We start from the raw sequence: 22,058 nt of genomic DNA on the forward strand, positions 1-22,058 counted from the left end.
CGCTGAGCGGGGGTGCTGCCTGCTGAGCGGGGGCGCTGCCCGCTGAGCGGGGGCGCTGTGCGGGGCGGGGGCGCTGCCCGCTGAGCGGGGGCGCTGTGCGGGGCGGCTGTCCGGGGACGGGCCGTCCCGCAGGGTCCCGCCACGCGGGTCATCGTCCTGGGTCCGGTGCACCCCGACTCCTGAACGAGGGTGGGACCCGTGTGGGAAGATCGGGGCCGGCGACCGACCGGCCGCCGGGAGGGGTGCACCGTGTCCGACCAGAACGACCGATCGACGCACGACGAAGCGTCGGACCAAGCATCGGACCACGCGTCGGGTCAGCCGTCGCAGGACGGGCGGTCACCCGTGGCGCGTGACCCCTTCGCGAGCTCCGGACAGGGTTCGGCGGCGCAGGGCGTCACCGACCCCGCGGGCGACCGCAGCGGGTCGGCCGCGTCGTCCTCGTACGGTGCGGCGTCGGGCTCCTCGGCGTCCGGTGCGCCGTGGGCCGGGCCCTCGTCGTCCGGCGCGGACCAGGCGCGGTACGGGCAGCCGCCGCAGTCCGGGCAGTCGGGGCAGTACCCCCAGGCCGGCCAGTACGGCGGAGCGGGCCAAAACGGCCAGGCGGGCCAGTACGGCCAGGCGGGCCAGTACCCCCAGGCCGGCCAGTACGGCGGAGCCGGCCAGTACGGGGGAGCGGGCCAGTACGGTGGAGCGGGCCAGTACGGCCAGGCGGGGCAGCACCCGCAGACGGGCCAGTACGGCAAGTCGGGCCAGTACGGCGGAGCGGGCCAGTACGCCGGCTCCGGCCAGTACGGCGGAGCGGGCCAGTACGGCGCAGCGGGCCAGTACGGCCAGTCGGCCAACCCGTACGCCGCGAGCAACCCGTACGCCGCGAGCAGCCCGTACTCCTCCGGACGGCCCCGCACGACGAGCACGCTCGCGATCCTGTCGCTCGTCTTCGCCCTCGGCGGAGTGGTGGTCTGGCCGCTGATCATCCTCACGAGCCCGGCCGGAGCCATCATGGGGCACATCGCCCTCGGCAGGATCCGGCACACCGGCGAGCAGGGTCGCGGGCTCGCGCTCGCCGGGATCATCTGCGGATGGGCGATGACGGCGCTCTACGTCATCGCCGTGATCGGGTTCATCGCCCTCGGCATCGCGTCGGTGCAGACACCGCCGGGCGGCTGGGACGGCTCCGACGGCGCGGGCGCCTTCATCGCCTGACCGGCGCCACACCGTGCGCGCCGCGCCAGGTCCTCACGGCTGTGACCCGCGACCGGCGACCCGCCGCATCGAGTCCGGAGGACGGAGCGGGACCGCTCAGCCGGCCACGTCGGTGAGCCGTTCGCACAGGACGGCGGTGTGGCGACCCTCCAGGCGGGTGAGCACGAGCGTGACGCGACCACGGCCCCGGAGACGCAGGCGCTTGCGGAACTCCGCGGGGTCGACGTCGACGCCCCGCTTCTTGATCTCGACGGTGCCGATGTCGTCCGCGGCCAGGCGGGCGGCCAGGCGCTTGACGTCGAGCGGCATGGTGTCGACGACCCGGAACCCCTGCGCGAAGGGGGTCAGGACCGCCTGGTCGCTCGTCACGTAGGCGATGCCCTCGGAGAGCATGTGCCCGTCGAGCGAGCGGGCCAGGTCGCCGATCAGCCGCGCGCGGATCACGGCGCCGTCGGGCTCGTAGAGGTAGGCGCCGAGCGGCCCGACCTCGACGTCCTCGGCGTCGGCGGCACCCGTCAGCTCGGCGATGCCGTGCGGCCCGATGACGGTCGCGGCGCGGCAGATGCCGGGGCGGGCGAGCGGCCCGAACCAGAGGGCGAGTTCGACGACCTCGCGGTCGACCGAGGTCCACTGCGCCTCCGCGGTGTCCGGGATGAGGTCGCGGTCGATGCCCGGGCCGAGCTTCACCCCGGTCGGCGTGGTCGTCGCGGCGGCGAAGACGGTGTCCAGCGAGGGCGACCAGTCGTCGGGGTCGGCGAGGCGGCGGGTGTCGGAGTGCCCGCTCGTCCGGCGGGCGGGGTCCATCCACACGCCGTCGACGGTCGACACGTCGTAGGTCGCGGCGTCCCCGAGTTCGACCCGCGCGTTCGGCCAGGGTGCGAGGTTGTGCGTCGCGACCGCGGCCGTCACCTCGTCCCGGTCGACGGCGGTCACGTCCAGGTCGAGCGCGGCCATCGCGAGGGCGTCCCCGCCGATCCCGCAGCCGAGGTCCGCCACCCGGTGCAGCCCGGCGGCAGCGAAGCGTCCGGCGTGCTGCGCGGCGACCTGGAGGCGGGTGGCCTGCTCGAGGCCGGCCTCGGTGAACAGCATCCGCGCGGCGAAGTCGCCGAACTTGCCGCGGGCCTTCTGCCGGAGCTTCGCCTGGGTGAGGACCGCCGCGACGAGCGCCGGGTCGTGCCCCTCCGCCCGCAGTCGCGACACGACCCGGACGATCTCGCCGCCGTCCGAGACCGAGGGCGTACGGTCGAGCAGGTCCATCCCCGCCGGGGTCAGCAGCTGGGTCAGTTCGGCGGCGTCCATGCCCCGATCCTCCCAGGTGTCGACTCCGACCGGATGTGCTGGCACTCGGATTGACCGAGTGCCAGTGACGTCCTAGAGTTGGCGTTGGCACTCTCCCCCGGAGTGTGCCAACCCGGTTTTCGTCAGTACCGAACACGTACCGAGAAAGAAGAGGTCACCGTGGCCGTCAGCATCAAGCCGCTCGAAGATCGCATCGTCATCCGCCAGGTCGAGGCGGAGCAGACCACCGCGTCGGGTCTGGTCATCCCGGACACCGCGAAGGAGAAGCCCCAGGAGGGCGAGGTCGTCGCCGTGGGCCCGGGTCGCATCGACGACAACGGCAACCGCGTGCCGCTCGACGTCGCCGTCGGCGACAAGGTCATCTACTCCAAGTACGGCGGCACTGAGGTCAAGTACTCCGGTGAGGACCTCCTCGTCCTCTCGGCCCGCGACGTCCTCGCGGTCATCGAGCACTGACACCTGCTCCACCGAACGCCCCGTCGGCCTGGCCGACGGGGCGTTCGTCGTCCCGCCGACGGACGATCCGCCGGCGAGCGGCGAGCGGCGAGCGGCGTGCGGCGAGCGGCGACCGGCGAGCGGCGGGTGGCGGGCGGCGCCGACGAGGGCCTCGTGTCGGCCGGGAGGCGCGGCCTCGACCTGCGCCGTCGGCCCGCCTTCCTAGGATGGTTCCGTGAGTGAACCGAGTCCCACGCGCCCCGCGCGCAGCGAGGCATCCGTCGGGGTCGTCCAGGCACTCGTGGCCTACGGGCTCTGGGGACTCATGCCGTTGCTCTTCGCGGCCATGGCCCCCGCCGGCGCGTTCGAGATCGTCTCGTGGCGCATCGTCTTCGGCCTGGTGTTCTGCGCCGTCGCGATCCTCGCCACCCGGTCGTGGCTCCGCACCCGGTCCCTGCTCGTGCAACCGCGCGTGATGGGCGTCATGGGCATCGCCGCCGGCCTCATCCTCGTGAACTGGACCGTGTACGTCCTCGCGACCACCACGGGCCACACTGTCGAGGCGGCGCTCGGCTACTTCATCAACCCGCTCGTCACGATCGCGCTCGGTGTCCTGGTGCTCCGCGAGCGGCTCCGTCCCCTGCAGTGGACCGCCGTCGGCATCAGCATCCTGGCCGTCGTCGTCATCGCGGTCGGGTACGGGCAGATGCCGTGGATCTCCCTCGCGCTGGCGTTCTCGTTCGGCGCGTACGGCCTCGTGAAGAAGCGGGTCGGCGGCACGGTCGACGCGCTGAGCGGCCTGGCGATCGAGACCGTGTGGCTGCTGCCCCTGGCGGTCGGCGCACTCGTGGTCCTCGGGGTGACCGGCGTCGGCGGCGGACTGACGATCGGGAGCGAGGGCTGGCTGCACACGCTCGTCACGGTGCTCACCGGCCCGGCGACCGCGGTGCCGCTGCTGCTCTTCGCGTCCTCGGCACGACGGGTCAGCCTGTCGACGCTCGGGCTGACGCAGTACCTCGCCCCGGTGATGCAGCTGCTCGTCGGGGTGCTCGTCCAGCACGAGCCGATGTCGCCCTCGCGGTGGGTCGGCTTCGGGATCGTCTGGCTCGCGCTCGTCCTGCTCACGGTCGACTCGTTCACCGCTGCGCGGCGGAGTGCGCGACGCGCCCCGGCGGTCGAGCCGGCCTGATCTGACGGCGGGGAGGCGCGCCTCCTGTCCGGGTGCCGCGGGTGTGGCGGGTCCGGCGGGTCCGGCGGGTCCGGCGGGTCCGGCGGGTCTGCGAGACGCCCCCGTCTGTCCCGGACGCCGCTCCGACGCCGAGACGGTGCGGTTTCCCGCGGCGTTTCGAGCACTCGGCGGCGTGACGGGCCGACACCGGTGTCTCGAGAACCTGGCGTCTCGAGCACTCGGCGGCGTGACGGGCCGACACCGGTGTCTCGCCGCGCCTCCACCGGCGGCCCGACCGGCGGGTGCAACCGGCGCGCACGGGGACGGCCCCCGGGAGCAGCTGCTCCCGGGGGCCGTCGGTGGTGCTGGTGTGGCTACTTCGAGACCGAGCCCTGGATGGCGCTCTGGTACACGGGCTTGTTGTCCGCGTCGAACTTGTAGATGCCGATGTAGGCGCTCGACGGGTCGTTCTTCTCGTCGAACGGACCGATGCCGGACGGGCCGGTGTAGTGGATGTCCTTCCCACCGTCGAGCAGCGTCTTGCACTCCTTGAAGGTGGAGCACTCGGTGCCGCCGTCCGCACCGGACACCGCGGCCATGTTGGCCTGGATGGTGCCGGAGTCGGTGCCCTTGCCCTTCACCGCGGCGAGGGCGGCGAGGGTGGTGGCGTCGTAGGACTCGGCCGCGTACGAGAAGTCGGCCAGGTCCTTGTTGGAGGACTTCTTGTAGAAGTCGACGAGACGCTTCTTCAGGTCGTCCTTCGGGCTGGCGCCGGGGATGGTGCCCTGCGCGCCGTCGAGGGTGCCCTTGTCGAAGTCCTTCGAGTAGTCCGCGGTGTTGCCGTCGGACATGTAGATCTTCGCCTTGTTCCCCTGCGAGACGAGCTCGGGGATGATCGACTTCGTCTCGTCGAAGGCCAGCACGACGATCGCGTCGGGCTTCGCGGCGAGGGCCGCGGTCACCTCGGACGAGAACGTGGTCTGTCCGGGCGGGAACTCCTGGCCCTTGCCCTTCGCGCCGTAGACGACCTGACCGCCGGCGGCCTCGACGGCCTCCTGCACGGAGTTACGCAGGCCGGTGCCGTACGTGTCGTTGAAGACGAGGAAGGCGACCTTGGCGTTGCCGTCACCGGTGACGAGCTGCCCGAGGGCGGATCCCTGCACGGAGTCCGGCGGAGCGGTGCGGTAGTAGTGCGACGAGTAGCCGGACAGGTCCGTCGCCGTGTTGGCCGGCGAGATCTGCACCATGCAGTTGCTCGTCAGCTGGTCGATCACGTTGAGCGTGACCGAGGAGGACTCGGCGCCGATGACGACCGGCACCTTCGCGTTGACGAGCTTCGTCGCGGCCGAGCTCGACACGGTCATGTCGTTGCTGTCACCGGAGTCGGTGGCGGGGTCGATCGTGACGTCCTCGTCCAGCACGCCACCGGCGGAGTTGATGTCCTCGACGGCGAGGCCGACACCGGACTCGGCGGGCGGGTTGAGGTACGCGAGCGAACCGGTGAGCGGCAGGATCGTGCCGATCTTCAGCGGGTCGGTGCTGGGCGACGAGGGGGCCTCGCAGCTCGCCGCCGGGTCCTTCTTCGCGCCGCCGGCCTTGGCCGACTCGGACGCGCCGTCACCGGCGTTGCTCGAGGTGGAGCAGGCGGCCAGGAGCACCGCTGCCGCCCCCGCCAGTGCCAGCGCCGTGGTGGCGCGGGTGGTTCTGATCATCCGTGGAACCCTTTCTCTGCGCGGAGGCCCTACCGCATCGGGTCGAGCGCGGCGTCTCCGCGTGGGATTGGAGAGAAAACTAGGGTCGATGTGTTTCGCCCGTGTGACGGAAGGACACACCTGGATGTTTCGTTACATACCCGTGACACTTCTGAACGGGCTCACCGGAACCCCTGATCAGGAGTCCGTCTGGACGGTAGTTACGCTCCCGAACAGCCGTCCTGGAGGCGCGGCGTACGGTCCGCAGGCATGAGCGACACATCCTCCACCACCGTCTTCCGACCCTCGCGGGCCATCGTCACCGGCGCCGAATCGGGCATCGGCCGTGCCACCGCCGTCGCCCTCGCGGCGGCCGGGATGGACGTCGGCATCACCTACCTGTCCGAACCCGACCGTGCCGAGGAGACGGCGGCCGAGATCCGCGGGCTCGGCCGGACGGCGGTCGTCGAGCAGATCGACGTCACCGACCTGGCGGGTGCCGGCGCCGTCGTGGACCGCCTGGCGGAGCAGCTCGGTGGCGTCGACGTCATCGTGGCGGACGCGGGCACCGGCGACAACGCCCCCTTCCTCGAACTCACGCTCGACCAGTGGCGGCACACGGTCGCGACCGACCTCGACGGAGCCTTCGTGACGATCCAGGCCGCCGCTCGACGCATGGTCGCCCAGGGTACCGGCGGGCGCATCATCGGCATCACGAGCGTCCACGAGCACCAGCCCCGCTACGGTTCGAGCGCCTACGACGCGGCGAAGCACGGGCTCGGCGGTCTGCTCAAGACGATCGCCATCGAACTCGCCGAACACGGCATCACCGCGAACGCCGTGGCACCGGGGGAGATCGCCACCCGGATGACCGGCGCCGAGGACGAGGACCCGCACACGATCGACCGCCCGGGCATCCCGCTCGGCCGACCGGGCAACGCGTGGGAGATCGCGGCGGCGGTGGCGTTCCTGGCGTCGCCCGCGTCGTCGTACATCACGGGCATCTCACTGCCCGTCGACGGCGGCATGCTGCAGATGGGCCCCCACGGTGGGAGCCACATCACCTCGGACGACTGGCGTTCCGCGTAGGCGCACCGGGCCGGGTCGCGGGACGCCCCCGTCACCCCGAGACGCCGCTGTCCTCTTGAGACGCCGCTGGTTCCGGCGGCGTCTCGACGGGACAGCGGCGTCGCACGGGGACGGCGGCGTCTCGCCGCCGCATGGGAACGGGGGCGTCTCGCCGCCGCACACGAGCGGACGCAGACCGGACGGCTCATCGGCGATGCGTCCATCCGCGCCCGAGCGGCAGACCGGCGTCGACGAGCACCGCGCCGAGTCGTGCCGGGTCGCCGGCCTCGGCCATGCCCCAGCGCGCGAATCCACGCACCCGACCGTGACGGCGGAGAGCGTCCTCACGCCGCTTCTCGTCCCAGAGTGCATCGCGGTCGTCGTACTTCACGCGCCCGTCGAACTCGCCGACGACGCCTGCCTCCGGCCACCAGAAGTCGACGCGGAACGTCCCTCGATCCGTGACGAACGGTTGTTGCAGGACGGGAGCGGGGGCAGCGAGCCGCCGGACGGTGACCCGGCTGATCGACTCGCCGGGCGACTCCGCAGCCGCGTCAGCGAACGCCAGCGCAGAGGACGCCTGCCGCACGCCGCGCCGCCCCGCGCTGGCGACCAGCGCCGACGTCAGCGCGTCCCGATCGAGTGCACTGCTGTGGAGGACGTGGTCGAGCACGACGACGGCGTGCTCGAACGAGGAGGTCCGGGCGACGTCGACGACGGTCCGGAGCAGGGACGTGGTCCGGACGCCGTCGAGCACCACGACGTCCCCGTCGCCGATCGAGCCGACGTGCCGGACGACGCCGCGACCAGCGTGGGTCTTCGTCGCGCGGGGGTCGAGCACGTGGAGCCGCCAGTCCGACCGACCGTGCTCCGGCAGACCCCAGAGAGCGGCAGCAGACCGGTGCGACACGATCCCGGGGGCGCGCAACGTGGCGACACGAGCGCGGACCACGAGTCGTCGGCGTTCCAGCGGGCTCAGAGCCGACCAGTCGTCGCGCTCGACCGCCACACCGTGGAACAGCCGGACAGGGTCGGTCAGCGTCGCCGGCAGCGCCGTGAGGATCGTCGATCGCGTCTGCATGCGACGACGGTGCCAGCGGGAGGCGCGCCGAGCCGGCACGCGGGGCGGACCGGTGGAGAGCCTCCCGGCCACGGCCGTCTGTGCAGGGGCAGACGGAACGCCCCCGTCAGCACGAGACGCCGCGCGAACGACGAAACGCCGCCGAATTCGGCGGCGTTTCGCGTGTTCGGCGGCGTCTCGGCGCCCGACCCGGCCCGGCCCGACCCGGGGTCAGCCGCGGTAGTTCGGGGCCTCGACGACCATCTGGATGTCGTGCGGGTGCGACTCCTTCAGCCCCGCGGGGGTGATGCGCACGAACTTGCCACGAGCCTTGAGCTCCGGGATCGTCCGACCGCCGACGTAGAACATCGACTGCCGCAGCCCGCCGACGAGCTGGTACACGACGTTGCCCACCGACCCGCGGTAGGGGACCTGCCCCTCGATGCCCTCGGGGATGAGCTTCTCGTCCGAGGGGACGTCCGCCTGGAAGTATCGGTCCTTCGAGTACGAGGTCTTCTTGCCACGGGTCTGCAGGGCGCCGAGCGACCCCATCCCGCGGTAGGCCTTGTACTGCTTGCCGCCGACGAACACCAGGTCGCCCGGGGACTCGTCGGTGCCGGCCAGCAGGGACCCGAGCATGACGGTGTCCGCACCCGCCACCAGGGCCTTGGCGATGTCGCCGGAGTACTGCAGGCCGCCGTCGGCGATGATGGGGACGCCGGCTTCACGCGCGGCGAGCGAGGCCTCGTAGACCGCGGTCACCTGCGGCACGCCGACACCGGCGACGACGCGGGTGGTGCAGATCGAGCCCGGCCCGACGCCGACCTTGACCGCGTCCACCCCGGCGTCGATGAGCGCCTGCGCACCCGCACGGGTGGCGACGTTCCCGCCGATCACGTCGACACCGGCGAACGCCGGGTCGGCCTTGATGCGGCGCACCATGTCGAGCACGCCCTCGCTCTCGCCGTTGGCGGTGTCGACGACGAGCACGTCCACACCCGCCTCGAGCAGGGCCTGCGCACGCTGCCAGGCGTCGCCGAAGAATCCGATCGCGGCACCGACGCGCAGTCGGCCCTCGTCGTCCTTGGTGGCGTCGGGGTACTTCTCGCTCTTGTCGAAGTCCTTGACGGTGATGAGCCCGCGGAGCTTGCCGTCGGCGTCGACCAGCGGCAGCTTCTCGATCTTGTGCTGGGCGAAGATCGCGACCGCTTCCTCGGGGTCGATGCCCTCGCGCGCGGTGATGAGCGGCGTCTTCGTCATGACGTCGCGGACGAGCGTGGTCGCCATCTCGAAGGGGGCGACGAAGCGCATGTCGCGGTTCGTGATGATGCCGACGAGCGTGCCGTCGCCCTCGACGACCGGCAGACCGGAGACGCGGAACTGCCCGCAGAGGGCGTCGACCTCGGCCACGGTGGCGTCCGGCGTGGTGGTCACCGGGTTCGTGATCATGCCCGACTCGGAGCGCTTGACCTTGTCGACGTACGCCGCCTGGTCCGCGATGGAGAGGTTGCGGTGCAGGATGCCGATGCCGCCCTGGCGCGCCATGGCGATGGCCATGCGCGACTCGGTGACGGTGTCCATCGCGGCGGAGAGCAGCGGCACGTTGACCGAGATCCGCTTGGTGAGCCGGGACGTCGTGGACGCCTCGCTCGGGATGACGTCGGTGTGCCCCGGCAGGAGCATGACGTCGTCGTACGTGAGTCCGATGAATCCGAACGGATCCGGCTGGTCCATGGGTCCCCTTCGTGGGCGAGGTGAAGTGGTCGAGGCACCGGGACGCTGCGGTGGGCTCCGGATAGGACATGGTAACGCGCGGCGTGCGCGCGCCATTCCGGCGGTCGCGCCGGTGGTCCGAAGGGCCTCCGCGGGCACCCGCCGACGGTCCCGGAACGGCGCTGTACCGGCCAGACGGGAGGCTCACCTCCGGAATGCAAATCGACGCGCCTGTGCAAGATCACGGTTCCAGCACGATTTGTGCAGGGAACGTGCCGGAAACACGGGGGACACAAAAAATCCCTATGGTCCTCGACTATCCGAACGAGAGGCTCATCCGTGGGTTCCATCACTCCGCCGGGGTCAGCGCTGGCGCGCCGACTCCGCCGTGGGGCACCAGGCCGCCGTCGCCTGGTCCTCGCCGCCGTGCTCTTCCTCGCCTTCCTCGCCACCTTCGCCGTCGACTGGGCCCTCTCGCCCGCGGCCGGTGCGGCGACCAGCGCCCCCTCCGCCAGCAGCGCGCCCGCGAGCACCGGGCCCTGCACCGTCAGCCCGACGAACGGCTGCATCCAGGGCACCATCCTCGACTCCGGTCGGAAGCCCGCCGAGAGTGTCGGCGTCGACGTCACGGGCCCCGGCTCGTTCACGGGGTCCTCGACGACGAACGCCGACGGCCGGTGGTCGGTCAGCATCCCGGCAGCCGGGTCGTACACGGTCAAGGTCGACCAGGACACCCTGCCGAAGGGGCAGTTCCTCACCGACGCGAAGGACGCCGAGCGCACCGTCCAGGGCAACCTGAACGCCAACGCCGGCACGATCTTCCAGCTCTCCGACCAGGAGGGCGCGACGACCGACACCGGGGCCACGAGCGTCACGGCCGCACGGTTCTGGCAGCAGTTCGCGTCGGGCATCCGCCTCGGCCTGCTCATCGCCCTCGCCTCGATCGGTCTGTCGCTCATCTACGGCACCACCGGCCTGTCGAGCTTCTCGCACGGTGAGCAGGTGACCCTCGGTGGCCTCCTCGCGTACGTGTTCGCCAACCAGCTCGGGTGGAACATCTGGCTCGCCGGCCTCGTGACGGTGCTGCTCTGCGCCGCGACCGGGTACCTGCAGGACGCAGGCATCTGGAAGCCGCTCCGCAAGCGCCGGATCAGCCTGACCCAGCTCATGATCGTGACGATCGGCCTGTCGATCGCCGCCCAGTACGCGTTCCAGTACTTCTTCGGCGCCTCGACCGTCCGCATCCAGCAGGGCAACCCCGAGACGGTGACGTTCGCGGGCATCACGCTGACCGTGCAGTCCTACGTCGCCATGGGCATCGCGCTCGTCGTGCTCGTCGGCACCGGGCTCTTCCTCGCGAAGACCCGCTTCGGCCGGGCCACCCGCGCGGTGTCCGACAACCCGGCGCTCGCCGCGGCCTCGGGCATCGACGTCGACCGGGTCATCCGGTTCGTGTGGACGCTCGCCGCCGGTCTCGCCGGACTCTCCGGTGTGATGCTCGGCCTCGTGCTGAACGGCGTGAACTGGCAGACCGGTCTGCAGCTGCTGCTCCTCATGTTCGCCTCGGTGACCCTCGGTGGTCTCGGCACGGCGTACGGCGCGCTCGTCGGCTCGATGATCATCGGCGTCGTCGTGGAGCTCACGAACCTGGTGCTCCCCGGTGACTTCAAGTACGCCACCGCCCTCGTCATCCTCATCCTCATCCTGCTGTTCCGGCCGCAGGGCATCTTCGGCCGTGCCGAGCGGATCGGCTAAGGAGCACCCGCATGGACTACATCCTCCAACTGCTCAGCTCGCTGACGCAGGAAGCACTCGCCCCGACGACCGCGGCCTTCGCGCTCGCGGCGATCGGCCTCAACGTGCACTTCGGTCTCACCGGTCTGGTGAACATGGGCCAGGCGGCGTTCCTGCTGCTCGGCGCGTACGGCTTCGCGATCTCGATCACGAACGGCCTGCCCTTCGGCCTGGCGGTCCTGGTCGCCCTGGCCATCGCGATCGTCTTCGCCGTCATCCTCGGCATCCCGACCCTGCGGTTGCGGGGGGACTACCTGGCGATCGTGACGATCTCCGGCGCCGAGATCATCCGCATGGTCGGACGCTCGAGCCTGCTCACCGACACCACGGGTGGCTCGAACGGCATCACCGGCTCGAGCTACCGCGAACCGTTCAACGCGCTGAGCTTCCTGCCCGACGGCACCACGACGATCCTCTGGTTCAGCTACTCGAACAACGGCGTCAACGGCTGGTGGATCCGCATCGTCGGCTGGGGCCTCGTCGCCCTGTTCACCCTCGTGCTGTTCCTCCTCATGCGCAGCCCCTGGGGTCGCGTCGTGAAGGCCATCCGCGAGGACGAGGACGCCGTCCGCTCCCTCGGCAAGAACGTCTACTCCTACAAGATGCAGGCGCTCGTGTTCGGTGGCGCGCTCGGCGCCCTCGCCGGGATCATCTACGTCCTGCCGAGTTCGGTGCAGCCGGACGCGATGGGCCGCTCGATGACGTTCTTCATCTGGACGGCGCTCATCCTCGGTGGTGCCGCGACGGTGTTCGGCCCGGTGCTCGGCGCGGTCCTGTTCTTCGTCGTCCGGCTCTTCATCCGCACCCTCGCGGGTGACTTCATCCCGAACTCGATCATGAGCGCCCAGCAGGCCGAGCAGTTCTCGTACGTGCTCGTCGGCGTCGCGCTCATGCTCCTCATCGTCTTCCGCCCACAGGGACTCCTGGGGAACAAGAAGGAGCTGACGTTCAGTGTCTGACGCAACCCCCACGACCGACACCGGCCGCACCGCCACCGACGCGACGGGCATCGCCAGGACGCCCGGCGCCGCGAAGCCCGACGCGATCCTCACGGTCGACAACATCACCCGCAAGTTCGGCGGCATGACCGCGGTCGACGTCGACCACCTCGAGGTCCAGCGCGGCGCCATCACGGCGCTCATCGGCCCGAACGGCGCTGGCAAGACCACCTTCTTCAACCTGCTCACCGGCTTCGACAAGCCGTCGAGCGGCAAGGAGGCCCGCTGGCAGTTCAACGGGAAGACGCTCGGCAACACCGGGGCCGCGAAGGTCGCCCGGGCCGGTATGGTCCGCACCTTCCAGTTGACGAAGGCGCTGTCCCGCCTGACCGTCATGCAGAACATGCTGCTCGGCGCGAAGGACCAGCCCGGCGAGAACTTCTTCGCCGCCCTGGTGTCCCCGGTGTGGAAGAAGCGCGAGCAGGAGATCACGGCGAAGGCCGAGGACCTCCTCGCCCGCTTCAAGCTCCTCGAGAAGAAGGACGACTACGCCGGTTCGCTCTCGGGCGGCCAGCGGAAGCTCCTCGAGATGGCCCGCGCGCTGATGTCCGACCCGACGATGATCATGCTCGACGAGCCGATGGCCGGCGTGAACCCCGCGCTGACCCAGTCGCTCCTCGGGCACATCCAGTCCCTGCGCGACGACGGCATGACCGTGCTCTTCGTCGAGCACGACATGCACATGGTCCGGCACATCTCGGACTGGGTCGTCGTCATGGCCGAGGGCAAGGTCGTCGCCGAGGGCCCGGCCGCCACCGTCATGGACGACCAGGCCGTCATCGACGCCTACCTCGGCGCCCACCACGACACCGACCTGGGCGACGACTCGCTCCTCACCGAGGAGACCTACGAGGAACTCGCCGACGAGGTCGCAGAAGAGGACGCGGCGGACGCCGCCGACGAAGGGAAGGCGACCCGATGACGGACGCGACGAACGGCACCGGCGCGGGCCGGGCCTCCAGTCCGGAGCCGGCGGCCGTGGCCGTCACACCGGGCGGCACGACCCCGGGCGGTGCGCCGGTCGGCGGGACCGCCGTGCAGGACCGCGAGCCCGTGATGCGCGCGAGCAACCTGGTCGCCGGGTACCTGCCGGGCGTCAACATCCTCAACGGCTGCGACCTGGAGTGCTACCCGGGCGAGCTCATCGGCATCATCGGCCCGAACGGTGCCGGGAAGTCGACGCTCCTCAAGGCGCTGTTCGGCCTGGTGAACATCCGCGAGGGCTCGGTGACGCTGCAGGGCGAGGACATCACGAACCTCAAGGCGAACAAGCTCGTGCAGGCCGGCGTCGGCTTCGTGCCGCAGACGAACAACGTCTTCCCGTCGCTCTCCATCGAGGAGAACCTGCAGATGGGGCTGTACCTGCGGCCGAAGAAGTTCAGCGAGCGGCTCGAGGTCATCTACGACCTGTTCCCCGTCCTCGGGCAGCGCAAGGGCCAGCGTGCCGGATCGCTCTCCGGTGGTGAGCGGCAGTCGGTCGCGATGGCGCGGGCGCTCATGATGGACCCGAAGGTGCTGCTGCTCGACGAGCCGAGTGCCGGGCTGTCGCCGGTCCGACAGGACGAGACGTTCATCCGCACGCGTCGGATCAACAAGGCCGGCGTCTCGGTGATCATGGTCGAGCAGAACGCCCGTCGCTGCCTGCAGATCTGTGACCGCGGCTACGTCCTCGACCAGGGGCGGAACGCCTACTCGGGCACCGGGAAGGAGCTCGCCGACGACCCGAAGGTCATCGAGCTCTACCTCGGGACGCTCGCCAAGGACGTCGACGGCGCTCGCTGAGCCCGTCGACCCGCGGGTGTCGCTGTGGGGGCGGCATCCGCGACCGGTGGGGCCGTGCAGGCTGCGCGATGCGCGCCGCACGGCCCCGCTCTCGTGTCCGGGGCGGACGCCGGCGTCTCGCCGGGACGCCGGTGTCTCGCCGGGACGCCGGTGTCTCACTGGGACGCCGGTGTCTTGCCCGAGACACCGGTGGCTTGCAGGGACGCCGGTGTCTTGCCGAGACGCCGGTGTCTCACCCGAGACGCCGCCGAAGCGGCGAGACGCCGCCGGTTCCGGCGGCGTCTCAAGCATTGTGCGGCGTCCCGCGTACCGGGCGGCGTCTCGCGTACCGGGCGGTGTCCCGCGTACCGGGCGGCGTCCCGCGTACCGGGCGGCGTCCCGTGCCTCCCGCGCCTCCGTCCGGCCGGGAGGCCCGTCCCACCACCACCGGTCGGGTACCGTTCGAGCGTGGAACGCTTCTCCGACCGGGCGATGGACGCCCTCGTGTGGGTGGTGTTCGTCGTCCTGTTCGTCGGTGCGGCCCTGGTCGTGAAGGTCGCGGCCGCACTCCTCGTCGTGCTGATCGTGCTGGCCCTGCTGCTCGGGCTGACGCTCCGGGTGCTCCGCCGCACCCGCTCCACGCGGCGCCGCGGGCCGCACTGAACCACGGACCGCACGCACCGGCAGCAGGCAACGACCGTCCGGCCGTGCCAGCGCGGGACCCCGCCCGGTAGGGTTGCCGGGTGAGCGAAGTCGAGATCGGTGCAGGCAAGCGCGGACGTCGGGCGTACGCGTTCGACGACATCGCGGTGGTCCCCTCGCGACGGACGCGTGACCCGCGCGACGTCAGCGTCGAGTGGTCGATCGACGCCTTCAGGTTCGACTCGCCGATCCTCTCCGCGCCGATGGACTCCGTCGCCTCGCCCGCGACCATCATCGAGATGGGGCGCCTCGGCGTCCTCGGGGTCCTCGACCTCGAAGGCCTCTGGACCCGCTACGAGGACCCGGAGCCCTACCTCGCTGAGATCCGTTCGCTGACCGACGGCAACGTCACGAAGCGCATGCAGGAGATCTACGCCGAGCCGGTCAAGGCCGAGCTGATCACCCGCCGCCTGGCCGAGATCCGTGCGGCCGGGGTGCCCGTCGCCGGGTCGCTCAGCCCGCAGCGCACGCAGGAGTTCTCGCAGACCGTCGTCGACGCCGGGGTCGACCTGTTCGTCATCCGCGGCACCACGGTCAGCGCCGAGCACGTCTCCCAGAACCAGGAGCCGCTCAACCTCAAGAAGTTCATCTACGAGCTCGACGTCCCCGTGATCGTCGGCGGTGCCTCCACCTACACGGCGGCGCTGCACCTCATGCGCACCGGTGCCGCGGGCGTGCTCGTCGGCTTCGGCGGTGGCGCGGCCTCGACGACCCGTGCCGCCCTGGGCATCCACGCGCCGATGGCGACCGCGGTCGCCGACGTCGCCGGTGCCCGCCGCGACTACATGGACGAGTCCGGCGGCCGGTACGTGCACGTCATCGCGGACGGCGGCCTCGACACCGCCGGCGACGTCGTGAAGGCGATCGCGATGGGCGCCGACGCGGTCATGCTCGGCACCGCGTTCGCCCGTGCGCAGGAGGCGCCCGGCGGCGGGTTCCACTGGGGTGCCGAAGCGCACCACCCCGAACTGCCCCGCGGCCGTCGCGTCGAGGTGGGCACGATCGGGACGCTCGAGAGCATCCTGAACGGCCCGACCCCGTCGTGGGACGGTCGCGCCAACCTGGTCGGCGCACTGCGTCGGTCGATGGCGACGACCGGGTACTCCGACGTCAAGGAGTTCCAGCGAGTAGAAGTGGTCGTGGCGCCGTACCACCGCTGACGGCGGTGCGCTCGGGGACGCTCCCCGGGTGACGCCCGGCGCCGCACGGCGACGGAGGCGAGCATGGCAACGACGGTCACGGACGGTGCGTCCACCACGGCGGGGTTCGACCCCACGACGAAGCTCGGCCCCGACGAACGCGCCGCGGCGATCGAGACGCTGAAGAACACCGAGCTCGACGTGCTCGTCGTCGGCGGCGGCATCGTCGGTGGCGGTGCCGCGCTCGACGCCGTGACGCGCGGCCTGTCGGTCGGCATCGTCGAGGCGCGAGACTGGGGATCGGGCACGTCCAGCCGGTCGTCGAAGCTCGTGCACGGCGGCATCCGCTACCTCGAGCAGCTCAACTTCACGCTCGTGCGCGAGGCCCTCATCGAACGCGGCCTGCTGCTGCAGCGGATCGCCCCGCACCTGGTGAAGCCGGTCCGCTTCCTGTACCCGCTCAACCACCGCGTCTGGGAGCGCTTCTACATCGGCATCGGCATGGCGATGTACGACGTCTTCAGCTGGTCCGGCGGGCGCCCGCCCGGCGTGCCCCACCACCGGCACCTCACCCGCACGCAGGTGCTCCGCTCGATGCCGTCGCTCAAGAAGGACGCCTTCGTCGGCGGGATGACCTACTACGACGCGCAGGTCGACGACGCCCGGTACGTCGCGGCGCTCGTGCGCACGGCCGCCTCGTACGGTGCCCACGCGGCGTCCCGGGTGCGGATCGAGGGCTTCATCAAGGTCGGCGAACGGGTCGTCGGGGCGCACGCGCACGACATCCAGACGGGCGAGCACTTCGACATCCGGGCGAAGCAGGTCGTCAACGCGACCGGTGTCTGGACCGACGACACGCAGGCGATGGTCGGCACCCGCGGCCAGTTCAAGGTCCGGGCGTCGAAGGGCGTGCACCTCGTCGTCCCGCGCGACCGGTTCCAGTCGAACTCGGGCATGATCCTGCGCACCGAGAAGAGCGTGCTGTTCGTCATCCCGTGGGGCCGGCACTGGCTCATCGGCACGACCGACACCGACTGGTACCTCGACAAGGCCCACCCGGCTGCCACCGCGGCGGACATCGACTACATCCTCGAGCACGTCAACAAGGTGCTCGCGGTGCCGCTCACCCGCGAGGACGTCGAGGGCGTCTACGCAGGACTCCGACCGCTCCTGGCCGGTGAGTCCGAGGCGACGTCGAAGCTCAGCCGCGAGCACGTCGTCGCGCACACCGCCCCGGGCCTGGTCGTCGTCGCCGGCGGCAAGTGGACCACCTACCGCGTGATGGGCAAGGACGCCATCGACGAGGCCGTCGCCGCGATGGACGGCAAGGTCCCCGAGTCGACGACGCAGGACATCCCGCTGCTCGGCGCCGAGGGGTACCCGGCCGCCTGGAACAAGCGCGGCCGCACGGCGAGGTCCGCCGGCGTGCACAAGGTCCGCATCGAGCACCTGCTCAACCGGTACGGCACCCTCGCGTCCGAGGTGCTGCAGCTCGTGCAGGACGACCCGTCGCTGGCCGACGCGCTGCCCGGCGCGGACGACTACATCGGCGCCGAGGTCGTGTACGCCGCCTCGCACGAGGGAGCCCTGCACCTCGAGGACGTCCTGGCCCGCCGCACCCGCATCTCCATCGAGGCCTGGGACCGCGGCGAGTCCGCAGCCCCCGTCGCCGCGAAGCTCATGGCGGACGTGCTCGGGTGGGACCAGGAGACCACCGAGAACGAGGTGTCGAACTACCTGAAGCGGGTCGCCGCCGAGCGGGAGTCGCAGCTGCAGCCCGACGACGAATCGGCGGACCGCGTGCGGCTCGAGGCGCCGGACATCGCGTTCGGGTTCGAGGAGGACGACGTCGTCGTGGGCGGCGGCCGGTCGAGCGGTGCCGAGGGCGCCACGGCAGACGACGAGCAGGTCGTCGGCGAGAAGACGACCGAACCCCGCTGAACCTCACCGGTCGCCAGGCTCAGGCGGGCCGGCGGTGGCGTCGCTGGCGGACGAGGTCGCCGAGCAGGGTGACCGCGGCGACCACCGGGATCGCGACCAGGGCCAGGAGACTCGTCCCGTACAGGACCCCGGTGGACGGCCCGTGTCGACCACCGGGGATCCCGTGGGCGTCCGCGACGTCCATTGCGAGGAAGAAGCCGGACTGGAACACCGCGCCCGCTCCGCAGGCGAGCACCGCGAGGTGGCAGACGACGGCGACCGGGAGCCGCATCCACCCGCGGACGGCGGCGCCCGCGAAGAAGACGGCGAGGGCGACACCGGTGCCGGCGAGGACGAGCACCCCGGCGACGTCGAGGCGGCTGTCCGCACCGACCGCGTCGACCTTGGCGTACACCTGCGCGAGCGTCCTGCCCGGCACGGCGGCGAGCGGGTCGAGCACGAGGGCGTCGAGGGCGAGCAGTGCGGCGTAGGCCGTCACGACGAGGGTGCCGGCGATCGCGACGACGGACCGGGAGGCCCGTGACGGCGCCGCCACGGGCCTCCCGTCCGTCACGTCGTCGGCCCCGGGTCCGACGTCGTCACCGGGCCGACGACGCGGCGGGGCCGCCGTCTCGGCTCGGCCGACGTCACCCGTGGACAAGGGCCTCGGCCCGGGCGTGACGGAGCGTGCGCACCATGTCGGTGAAGAGCACTATGGGGATCGCGACGAGGGCGACGAGACTCGTCCCGGCCAGCACGGCGACCCAGGGGGAGTGCGTGCCGCCCGCGGTCCCGAACGCATCGGCGACCTCGAGGCCGAGGAAGAACGTGGTCAGGAACGTCGCGAAGGCGCCGAGCACGACGAGTCCGAGGTGGAGGACCGCGATCGTCGGAGCGGGCAGGCCGTCCCACAGGGCGAGGACGGCGACGAGCACCGCGAGTGCGACGCCGACGGCGGCGACGACCAGGACGGCGGCGACGGCCTGCACCACGGAGCCGCCCGCGGCCTCGACCCCGGCGTGGACCTCGGCGAGCGACCGTCCCGGCACGGCGGCGAGGGGGTCGAGCACGAGCGCGTCGAGCGCCATGAGCGCGGCGTACACGGTGACGACGACGACGCCGGTGACGGCGACCACGGTGCGGGAGGTCATGCCGCCATCCTCGACGGGCAGGGTGGACCGCCGCGTCCACCGGTGGGATGACCCGTGCCGGACGGAATGGCCGGGCCCTGCCGGTGGTTAGCATGGGAGTCCTGGGAAAGGGAGCCATCATGGTCGACGTCCATCGCGTCAAACTCCCCGGCGTCGGCGTGCTGCACAGCTTCTACACCGACGACGGTGGCAAGTGCGGTGTCATCACGCACCGGTCGGGTCACTCCGACCTCATCTCCTTCGCGGACGTCGCCGACGGCGCGGACAAGTCCGAGAAGGTCTCGCTCCGCCTCAGTGAGGACGAGGCGCACACCCTCGCCGAACTCCTCGGCGGCACCCGGATCACCGAGGGCCTCGACAAGCTCGACGAGATCCCCGGCCTCTCCATCGACTGGTTCAGCGTCGACTACGACGACGCGATCGCGGGCAAGCCCCTCGGCGACCTGCACGACTCCGGCTTCATCGGCCTGACCGTCGTCGCAGTGGTCCGAGGCGACAGCGCCAACCCGGCGCCCTCGTCCGACTTCGTGGTGTTCCCCGGGGACACCATCGTCGTCGCGGGTGCGCCCGAGAAGGTGGCGAAGGCGTTCTCCTTCTACCGCAGCGGTCAGGTGGCAGCAGCTGCTGCCGAGGCACCGCCCGGGAGCTAGCCGATGCACCTGGGTGGTGAGCTGCTGACCATCGGCGGCCTGTTCCTCATCGCCTACGTCCTCGGACGGCTCGGCAAGACGATCGGTCTGCCGGCGATCCCCGTCTACATGGTGGTCGGGCTCATCGCGAGTCCGCACACCCCCTGGTTCGGGCTGAGCGTCGAGTCGCACACCATCGAGCTGATCGCGACCTTCGGGCTCATCCTGCTGCTGTTCAACCTCGGCCTGGAGTTCGACCAGGAGGAGTTCTACGGCAACGCCGGCAAGCTCCTGGTCTCCGGCGGGACCTACGTCGCCATCAACATGGGCGTCGGGTTCGCGTTCGGGTTCTCGCTCGGTTGGGGGACCCGGGAAGCCCTGATCATCGCGGGCATGACGGCGACGTCGTCGAGTGCGATCGTCACGAAGCTGCTCATCGAGCTCCGGCGGCTCGCGAACGACGAGACGCCCATGATCCTGGGCGTCACGGTCATCGAGGACGTCTTCATCGCCGTCTACCTGGCGATCGTCTCGGTCGTGCTGTCCGGCGACACGAACCCCTGGGCGGTGATCGGGAAGCTCGCGCTCGCGTTCGGGTTCCTCATCGTCATGTTCAGCCTGGCGCGGTGGGGCGGCAAGCAAGTCTCGAAGCTCTTCGCCACGCGCGACGACGAGCTCTTCACGGTGCTGTTCTTCGGCCTCGCGGTGATGTTCGGCGGCATCGGCGACCTGCTCGGCGTGACCGACGCCATCGGTGCGTTCGTCATCGGGCTGCTCTGCGGTGCCACGCGCTACCGCGACCGCATCGAGCAGCTCGCCCTCCCGATGCGTGACGTGTTCGCGGCCTTCTTCTTCGTGAACTTCGGGCTCGGCCTCGACGTCTCGACGTTCGGCGAGGTGCTCTGGCCCGTCGCCGCCGCGATCGGCATGACCGTCGTGCTCAACGCCGTCGCCGGTCAGCTCGTCGCCCGGATGAACGGCTTCAGCGTCCAGCAGGGGATCAACACCGCCGTCATCCTGGTCAACCGTGGGGAGTTCGCGCTGATCCTGGCGACGCTGTCCGCCGCGGCCGGGCTCGAGGAGCGCATCACGGCGTTCGCGGGCCTGTACGTGCTGGTGATGGCCGTGCTCGGTCCGCTGCTGGCCGTGAACTCGGACCGCATCGGGAGGCTCGTGCTCCGACCCGGTCGGGTGCGGAAGCTCCGCGGCCGCGAGCTCGCGGCAGCGCAGGCCGCCGCGGAGCGCAAGGCCGAGCGGGACCGACGCTTCGCCGAGGAGATCGCCCTCGTGGAGGCCGCGGGCAGGGAAGAGCGCGACAATGGGGACCCCGAGACAACGTCCAGCCGTGAACAGCCGGTCCTGCCGGAACCCGTGAGCGCGAGCACGTCGTCGATCGAGATCCCCGCCGAGCGTCCCGAGCGCCCGGTCCGACCACGCGATCCGGAGTACTGACACGCATGTGGGCCGTTGCACGACGTCCGAGGTGGATCGCACTGCTGCTGTTGGCGCTGGTCCTGGCCGGCGTGTTCGCGGCCCTCGGCAAGTGGCAGCTCGAACGCAGCATCGAGAACGGCAAGCCCCTGCCCGCCGGCACCGAGACCCGTCGCACGCTCGACGAGGTCACCACGCCGGAGAAGCCCGTCGGCTCGACGCTCGCCGGGCAGAAGGTCACGGTCTCCGGTCGCTTCGTCGCCGGCGACACGACCGTCCTCACCGGCCGCAGCGGGGGTGGGACGTACCAGGCCGTCGGACACCTGGTCGACGACGCGACGGGGGCGAGCCTCCCGGTCGTCATCGGGTGGGCCGACCAGCGGTCGGACGCCGTCGCCGGTGGCGACCGTCTGGCGGACGGCGCGACCGTGACGGTCCAGGGTCGGTACTACCCGGCGGAGTCGCCCGACCAGGACTCCTTCGAGCAGGGCGAGTACTCGGCGGTCGCGCCGGCCCGGTTCGTGAACACCTGGAAGGCGTTCGACGACCGGATGTACGGCGGGTACGTCGTCGCCGGTGGGGCGACCGCGGACGCCGCCGACCTCGGCACCATCGCCGACCGGGCCCCCACGCGCGAGGTCCAGTTCGACTGGTTGAACCTCTTCTACGCCGTCGAGTGGGTCGTCTTCGCCGGGTTCGCCGTCTTCCTCTGGTACCGCTTCGTGAAGGACGCGTGGGAGCGGGAGCAGGACGAGGAGCGCGAGGCCGCCGAGGCCGCGGGCGGGGCTCCGGTCGATGCCGCCGCCGGGCCCGTGGACGCTCCGGCGCTCGACGACGGCACCGCGGACGGGGCGCCTGTGGACGACGCCCGGGCCGAGCCCGGTCGCCGGTAG

General features: G+C 71.3%; 20 protein-coding genes. 14 read left to right on the forward strand and 6 right to left on the reverse strand.

Going from position 1 to position 22,058, the window contains the following annotated elements:
- Positions 1-249 precede the first annotated feature (249 nt).
- A complete protein-coding gene (locus KM842_RS14745) occupies positions 250-1,206 on the forward strand; it encodes a DUF4190 domain-containing protein (RefSeq protein WP_216259515.1) in 957 nt (318 codons plus the stop codon).
- Between the two features lie 96 nt (positions 1,207-1,302).
- Here the strand turns inward: KM842_RS14745 and KM842_RS14750 are convergent, their stop codons facing one another.
- Positions 1,303-2,505, reverse strand: a complete 1,203-nt coding sequence (locus tag KM842_RS14750; RefSeq protein WP_216259517.1) for a class I SAM-dependent methyltransferase — start codon at positions 2,503-2,505, stop codon at positions 1,303-1,305.
- Positions 2,506-2,664: 159 nt separating this feature from the next.
- Between KM842_RS14750 and groES the strand changes: the two genes are divergently transcribed.
- Positions 2,665-2,961 carry a co-chaperone GroES gene (gene groES / locus KM842_RS14755; RefSeq protein WP_071292506.1) on the forward strand — a complete coding sequence of 99 codons (297 nt, stop codon included), beginning with the start codon at positions 2,665-2,667 and terminating at the stop codon, positions 2,959-2,961.
- 214 nt (positions 2,962-3,175) lie between these two features.
- Positions 3,176-4,129, forward strand: a complete 954-nt coding sequence (rarD, locus tag KM842_RS14760; protein WP_216259518.1) for an EamA family transporter RarD — start codon at positions 3,176-3,178, stop codon at positions 4,127-4,129.
- Between the two features lie 353 nt (positions 4,130-4,482).
- On the opposite strand, the gene KM842_RS14765 is transcribed toward rarD, so the two are convergent.
- On the reverse strand, positions 4,483-5,820 hold the full coding sequence (locus tag KM842_RS14765) for an ABC transporter substrate-binding protein (protein WP_216259520.1): 1,338 nt from the start codon (positions 5,818-5,820) through the stop codon (positions 4,483-4,485).
- 249 nt (positions 5,821-6,069) lie between these two features.
- On the opposite strand from KM842_RS14765, the gene KM842_RS14770 reads away from it, so the two are divergent.
- On the forward strand, positions 6,070-6,888 hold the full coding sequence (locus KM842_RS14770) for an SDR family oxidoreductase (RefSeq protein WP_216259522.1): 819 nt from the start codon (positions 6,070-6,072) through the stop codon (positions 6,886-6,888).
- 184 nt (positions 6,889-7,072) lie between these two features.
- On the opposite strand, the gene KM842_RS14775 is transcribed toward KM842_RS14770, so the two are convergent.
- Together KM842_RS14775 and guaB are read right to left on the reverse strand one after the other, a co-directional pair.
- Positions 7,073-7,948, reverse strand: a complete 876-nt coding sequence (locus KM842_RS14775; protein WP_216259524.1) for a hypothetical protein — start codon at positions 7,946-7,948, stop codon at positions 7,073-7,075.
- A 210-nt stretch (positions 7,949-8,158) separates the two neighbouring features.
- The gene (gene guaB, locus KM842_RS14780) at positions 8,159-9,661 is read right to left on the reverse strand and encodes an IMP dehydrogenase (RefSeq protein ID WP_216259526.1); all 1,503 of its coding nucleotides are present in this window, start codon (positions 9,659-9,661) and stop codon (positions 8,159-8,161) included.
- A 405-nt stretch (positions 9,662-10,066) separates the two neighbouring features.
- Here guaB and KM842_RS14785 point away from each other — a divergent pair, with 405 nt between their 5' ends.
- From KM842_RS14785 to KM842_RS14815, 7 genes are all read left to right on the forward strand, one after another.
- Positions 10,067-11,395: a branched-chain amino acid ABC transporter permease gene (locus KM842_RS14785; protein WP_216262472.1), complete on the forward strand. Its 1,329-nt coding sequence runs from the start codon at positions 10,067-10,069 to the stop codon at positions 11,393-11,395.
- An 11-nt stretch (positions 11,396-11,406) separates the two neighbouring features.
- Positions 11,407-12,393 (forward strand): branched-chain amino acid ABC transporter permease, encoded by a 987-nt coding sequence (locus KM842_RS14790; protein WP_216259527.1) that lies wholly within the window; start codon positions 11,407-11,409, stop codon positions 12,391-12,393.
- Positions 12,386-13,354: an ABC transporter ATP-binding protein gene (locus tag KM842_RS14795; protein WP_216259529.1), complete on the forward strand. Its 969-nt coding sequence runs from the start codon at positions 12,386-12,388 to the stop codon at positions 13,352-13,354. The genes KM842_RS14790 and KM842_RS14795 overlap by 8 nt, the downstream gene beginning before the upstream one ends.
- A gap of 134 nt (positions 13,355-13,488) precedes the next feature.
- Positions 13,489-14,214: an ABC transporter ATP-binding protein gene (locus tag KM842_RS14800; protein WP_253206385.1), complete on the forward strand. Its 726-nt coding sequence runs from the start codon at positions 13,489-13,491 to the stop codon at positions 14,212-14,214.
- 447 nt (positions 14,215-14,661) lie between these two features.
- Positions 14,662-14,856, forward strand: a complete 195-nt coding sequence (locus KM842_RS14805) for a hypothetical protein (protein WP_216259534.1) — start codon at positions 14,662-14,664, stop codon at positions 14,854-14,856.
- A gap of 80 nt (positions 14,857-14,936) precedes the next feature.
- Positions 14,937-16,055 (forward strand): GuaB3 family IMP dehydrogenase-related protein, encoded by a 1,119-nt coding sequence (locus KM842_RS14810; protein ID WP_216259536.1) that lies wholly within the window; start codon positions 14,937-14,939, stop codon positions 16,053-16,055.
- Between the two features lie 63 nt (positions 16,056-16,118).
- Positions 16,119-17,975 carry a glycerol-3-phosphate dehydrogenase/oxidase gene (locus tag KM842_RS14815; protein WP_216259539.1) on the forward strand — a complete coding sequence of 619 codons (1,857 nt, stop codon included), beginning with the start codon at positions 16,119-16,121 and terminating at the stop codon, positions 17,973-17,975.
- Positions 17,976-17,994: 19 nt separating this feature from the next.
- Here the strand turns inward: KM842_RS14815 and KM842_RS14820 are convergent, their stop codons facing one another.
- A complete protein-coding gene (locus KM842_RS14820) occupies positions 17,995-18,510 on the reverse strand; it encodes a hypothetical protein (protein ID WP_216259541.1) in 516 nt (171 codons plus the stop codon).
- A gap of 91 nt (positions 18,511-18,601) precedes the next feature.
- A complete protein-coding gene (locus KM842_RS14825; protein ID WP_216259544.1) occupies positions 18,602-19,105 on the reverse strand; it encodes a hypothetical protein in 504 nt (167 codons plus the stop codon).
- A 119-nt stretch (positions 19,106-19,224) separates the two neighbouring features.
- On the opposite strand from KM842_RS14825, the gene KM842_RS14830 reads away from it, so the two are divergent.
- From KM842_RS14830 to KM842_RS14840, 3 genes are read left to right on the forward strand one after another with little or no spacing between them, the layout of a single operon-like run.
- Entirely contained in the window at positions 19,225-19,755 is a 531-nt protein-coding gene (locus tag KM842_RS14830) for a cation:proton antiporter regulatory subunit (RefSeq protein ID WP_216259546.1), read from the forward strand.
- Positions 19,756-19,758: 3 nt separating this feature from the next.
- Positions 19,759-21,186, forward strand: a complete 1,428-nt coding sequence (locus tag KM842_RS14835) for a cation:proton antiporter (protein ID WP_216259548.1) — start codon at positions 19,759-19,761, stop codon at positions 21,184-21,186.
- Between the two features lie 5 nt (positions 21,187-21,191).
- Positions 21,192-22,058, forward strand: a complete 867-nt coding sequence (locus KM842_RS14840) for an SURF1 family cytochrome oxidase biogenesis protein (protein ID WP_216259550.1) — start codon at positions 21,192-21,194, stop codon at positions 22,056-22,058.

It is taken from the genome of Curtobacterium sp. L6-1, assembly GCF_018885305.1.
GTDB classification, from domain to species: Bacteria; Actinomycetota; Actinomycetes; order Actinomycetales; family Microbacteriaceae; genus Curtobacterium; species Curtobacterium aetherium.

Bases quoted from the DNA above. Each gene is read 5' to 3' on its own strand.
- KM842_RS14750 (WP_216259517.1), bottom strand. From the start codon at position 2,505: ATGGACGCCGCCGAACTGACCCAGCTGCTGACCCCGGCGGGGATGGAC.
- KM842_RS14765 (WP_216259520.1), bottom strand. From the start codon at position 5,820: ATGATCAGAACCACCCGCGCCACCACGGCGCTGGCACTGGCGGGGGCG.
- KM842_RS14770 (WP_216259522.1), top strand. From the start codon at position 6,070: ATGAGCGACACATCCTCCACCACCGTCTTCCGACCCTCGCGGGCCATC.
- KM842_RS14775 (WP_216259524.1), bottom strand. From the start codon at position 7,948: ATGCAGACGCGATCGACGATCCTCACGGCGCTGCCGGCGACGCTGACC.
- guaB (WP_216259526.1), bottom strand. From the start codon at position 9,661: ATGGACCAGCCGGATCCGTTCGGATTCATCGGACTCACGTACGACGAC.
- KM842_RS14790 (WP_216259527.1), top strand. From the start codon at position 11,407: ATGGACTACATCCTCCAACTGCTCAGCTCGCTGACGCAGGAAGCACTC.
- KM842_RS14800 (WP_253206385.1), top strand. From the start codon at position 13,489: ATGCGCGCGAGCAACCTGGTCGCCGGGTACCTGCCGGGCGTCAACATC.
- KM842_RS14815 (WP_216259539.1), top strand. From the start codon at position 16,119: ATGGCAACGACGGTCACGGACGGTGCGTCCACCACGGCGGGGTTCGAC.
- KM842_RS14825 (WP_216259544.1), bottom strand. From the start codon at position 19,105: ATGACCTCCCGCACCGTGGTCGCCGTCACCGGCGTCGTCGTCGTCACC.
- KM842_RS14830 (WP_216259546.1), top strand. From the start codon at position 19,225: ATGGTCGACGTCCATCGCGTCAAACTCCCCGGCGTCGGCGTGCTGCAC.
- KM842_RS14835 (WP_216259548.1), top strand. From the start codon at position 19,759: ATGCACCTGGGTGGTGAGCTGCTGACCATCGGCGGCCTGTTCCTCATC.
- KM842_RS14840 (WP_216259550.1), top strand. From the start codon at position 21,192: ATGTGGGCCGTTGCACGACGTCCGAGGTGGATCGCACTGCTGCTGTTG.